Below are 2,933 nucleotides of genomic sequence, written 5' to 3' on the forward strand. Positions count from 1 at the left end.
ATCTAGACCAAGTAAAGGACAGCGCAGCGGGCGCAATGAACTTCTTGGTGTTTAGCTTGAGCGCATTCGTTGGACTATTCTTCGGCTTTACCCTGGCCGGGCTCTCGGGTGGACACGAGCTCACTGTGACGACGTTCCAGTCCGCCGACTGGATCTGGATTGTAGCCGTCGTTTTATCGTTCGTGCTGACGCTGTTCCTGCGTGAGACAGGCTTGGCGGCAAATCCGGCGAAAGCTGCAACGAGCGGCATCAAGGCCTGAGGCTCTGGCTCAAAGTTCTGACCTCCTGATCTCAGGCCGGTTTCAAGGACTTTGTGCTGCGACCAGTTTGTAGACTAGGCGCAATTCGGTGCCGGGAAACAACGTTCCGGTGGCATTAAGCTCGTCACAGAGATGCCTGATCGCCTCATCCGACGATTGGTTGGCGAGCGGATGGAGCCGGATGGTGAGTGCTTTGGCTTGCTGATCTGGCAAGATATCGACCTCGGTACTGTAGATGGCTCGCAGCAGGCTGCGGGAATCATCATGACGCGCCATCTTCTGATGAATGATTTGTACCATGGCTGTCTCTGCCCGGTATGCGATCATCTTGATGGTGTCGAGGAGATGCTTGCTCTGCGTGCTGAGCCGATCGAAACGCGCCGCTTCGGGCAACTCGCGATACGTGATGTGCTTCTTGGTCGCTTTGCGCTGCGCCTTGAGTTCAGCCACCTCCGCTTGCAATCGCGTGATGCTGTCCTGCAAGTCAGACTTACGCTGGACAAACGCCTCCACCTTTCGAGGTTCAATCTCGTCCTCCAGGCTGATCGCGCCGTACTCAGCCCTTTGTCGGTTGAGCAGCCCGACGGCTTTTCGTACTTGCCCATCGAGCGTGCGGTAGGCGGGATTCACCACCATCGTGGCCTCAGGAATGCCTTCCACGCTGTAGTCAACAAGCCCGTCCAGACGGTAGCTTTGCCGCAGCGGAAGAAGTTTTCCTGTGACCATCGACTGAACATGGCCGCCGCTAGCTCGGCGCCTGATGCGCGGTAGTCGGTGGACAGAATGGCTGTTTGGTTACCGCTTTCCGTCAGCTTGCGGAACTCCCGCACCCAGAGCCGATTGCGCAGCTCGGTGCCCCGCTCGGCGAGCTGGATCGTGGTCCGATGGCCGGAAGGCAAGCGAATTTCCGTGGCGATGAATTCTTCCCGGGGCCAATCCGGACCCGGATATTTGTGGTAGGTCAGGCAGGCGATGCGCCTGTCCTTCATCCTGGCGAGAAAGTCAGGACTGTAACCTTCGCGATCGAACACCATCGTGAAGCGATGCAGGCGAGGATCAGCGGCAAGCTGTTCAGCGTCCGGTTGGTTCGGCACATCTTGCTCGAGCACCGGGAGGATGTCGTGCTCGATCGCCTTCAGCATGCCCGGATCGACTGGCTGACTCACCACAAAGAACGGCTTGCCGTCCATCGCATTGACCCAGTAGTCGGCTGTGGCACTCAAGCACAGACGCTCGCGGGCAACATAGTGCTTGGGTAACTGCTTGGTCTTGCCGTGATACACCCGAACGTGGCCGTCAACATAGAGCACTGCCGCCTCGTCCGGCGCGTCCAACATCCACTCCTTGCAGAGCTCGGCGCTCCAGGCGAAGGCTTGCTCCTGATCCGCCAGATGCTTGAGCTTGATGCGCAGGGTCCGCACTTCCGGCGCGCGGTCGAGGCCGAGAAGCTTGCCCCACTCGCCGGGGGCGTAATAGCGCAAGGCTTCCATCGATCGCAGCCGAGCAAGCGTCATGAACGCGAGCAACAGAAAAATGGTCTTCAGGCCATAGAACCCCTTCGGCAGCCGAAAGTATTCGCCGGCATGACGTAGCAGCCCACTGACTAACAGTGCCGGCAGCGCCAGGAGAACACCGCCCTTGGCGATATCCAGCGCCGCCGCAAACCGCGGCCCGGCTTCATTCAGCTGTCCGAGGCTCGCCGCCAGGCGTTCCAGCGTCGCAGTCGCCCCGCGTCCCATCGCAGCGGCGCAATCCTCTTCCGCGCGCGCGCTCTTACTGCTCGCCGCCAGAGGCGTGCCGCCATCCGCTTCGCTATCTTCGCCAATGAGCTCCGCGGCCAGGGCGGCGGTAGCGTCAGAAGTTTTTTTTAACGGGCGTGCGAATCCGCCCCGCGCGGATCGCCTTCTGCAGCGTGTTCAGCTTCACGTCGAGCTGTTCGGCAACCGCCGCCACGCTGGCACCTTCCGCGAGGCGCTCTTCAGCCTGCACAACCACAGCATCAACCAACACCGCCGGACCGCGCGTGACACGCGGGGTATAAAAGCCTTTCGGCCCCTTCCCGCGGTAAATCTTCACCGATCGCTTCACGCTGATCGACGTAACACCGAATGCCCGGATGATGTCGCTCTGCTTGGCGCAGCCTTGCACACAGAACTGACTGGTGATCATCCGGAAACTGGCGATATCATCTTCCGCATGACTGAACACCGGCAGCTGCCCGCTAAAATAGGTGATTCTGCCGTCCTGCTTGCCAAACGCCAGCACGTCCGTGATGGCGGTGACCCCTTTGGGGAACATCGGCAGATGAAGCTGCGGCATGACCGATCTCCTGCAGCGAGGCACAGACGGGGTCCTGCTCCCACCCAGACGGTCTGGCAGAATCCTCTCGATTCTGGCCACATACAGATCGCTCTCAGCCGCACTCCAACTCTACAACTCTGAAATTCCTGGCTTTTTCGTCCTTCGTTCCAGATCAGGCCCAATCCCGAGATCAGGAGGTCGGAAGTTCCGGAGCGCCTGCGCCACGACGGGACCACAGAGATCCCACTCGACATCCCCGCCTTCCGCGCCGCCGTTCGGCGCCTGCGCGAGGCCGGGGTCAAAGCCGTCGCGGTCTGCTTCCTCTATAGCTTCGTTCGACCGGACCATGAGATCGCGGCCGCGCGAATCATC

5 protein-coding genes are annotated in these 2,933 nt (G+C 60.3%); 1 reads left to right on the plus strand and 4 read right to left on the minus strand.

Going from position 1 to position 2,933, the window contains the following annotated elements; all coding sequences use genetic code 11:
• On the plus strand, positions 1–260 hold a 260-nt coding region (locus VGI36_14600; GenBank protein HEY2486378.1), incomplete at its 5' end, for a hypothetical protein.
• Between the two features lie 42 nt (positions 261–302).
• On the opposite strand, the gene VGI36_14605 is transcribed toward VGI36_14600, so the two are convergent.
• From VGI36_14605 to VGI36_14620, 4 genes are all read right to left on the minus strand, one after another.
• Positions 303–896, minus strand: coding sequence for a hypothetical protein (locus VGI36_14605; GenBank protein ID HEY2486379.1), 594 nt, complete (start codon positions 894–896; stop codon positions 303–305).
• Positions 887–1,999: a hypothetical protein gene (locus VGI36_14610; GenBank protein ID HEY2486380.1), complete on the minus strand. Its 1,113-nt coding sequence runs from the start codon at positions 1,997–1,999 to the stop codon at positions 887–889. Before VGI36_14610 ends, VGI36_14605 begins: the two co-directional genes overlap by 10 nt.
• A 115-nt stretch (positions 2,000–2,114) precedes the next feature.
• Positions 2,115–2,579 (minus strand): hypothetical protein, encoded by a 465-nt coding sequence (locus VGI36_14615; GenBank protein HEY2486381.1) that lies wholly within the window; start codon positions 2,577–2,579, stop codon positions 2,115–2,117.
• 111 nt (positions 2,580–2,690) lie between these two features.
• Positions 2,691–2,933 (minus strand): hypothetical protein (locus tag VGI36_14620; protein ID HEY2486382.1); only part of this gene is annotated, 243 nt, incomplete at its 5' end.

Source organism: Candidatus Binataceae bacterium, from assembly GCA_036495685.1.
Taxonomy (GTDB): Bacteria; Desulfobacterota; Binatia; order Binatales; family Binataceae; genus JAFAHS01.

Bases quoted from the DNA above. Each gene is read 5' to 3' on its own strand.
- VGI36_14615 (HEY2486381.1), bottom strand. From the start codon at position 2,579: ATGCCGCAGCTTCATCTGCCGATGTTCCCCAAAGGGGTCACCGCCATC.
- VGI36_14610 (HEY2486380.1), bottom strand. From the start codon at position 1,999: ATGGGACGCGGGGCGACTGCGACGCTGGAACGCCTGGCGGCGAGCCTC.
- VGI36_14605 (HEY2486379.1), bottom strand. From the start codon at position 896: ATGGTGGTGAATCCCGCCTACCGCACGCTCGATGGGCAAGTACGAAAA.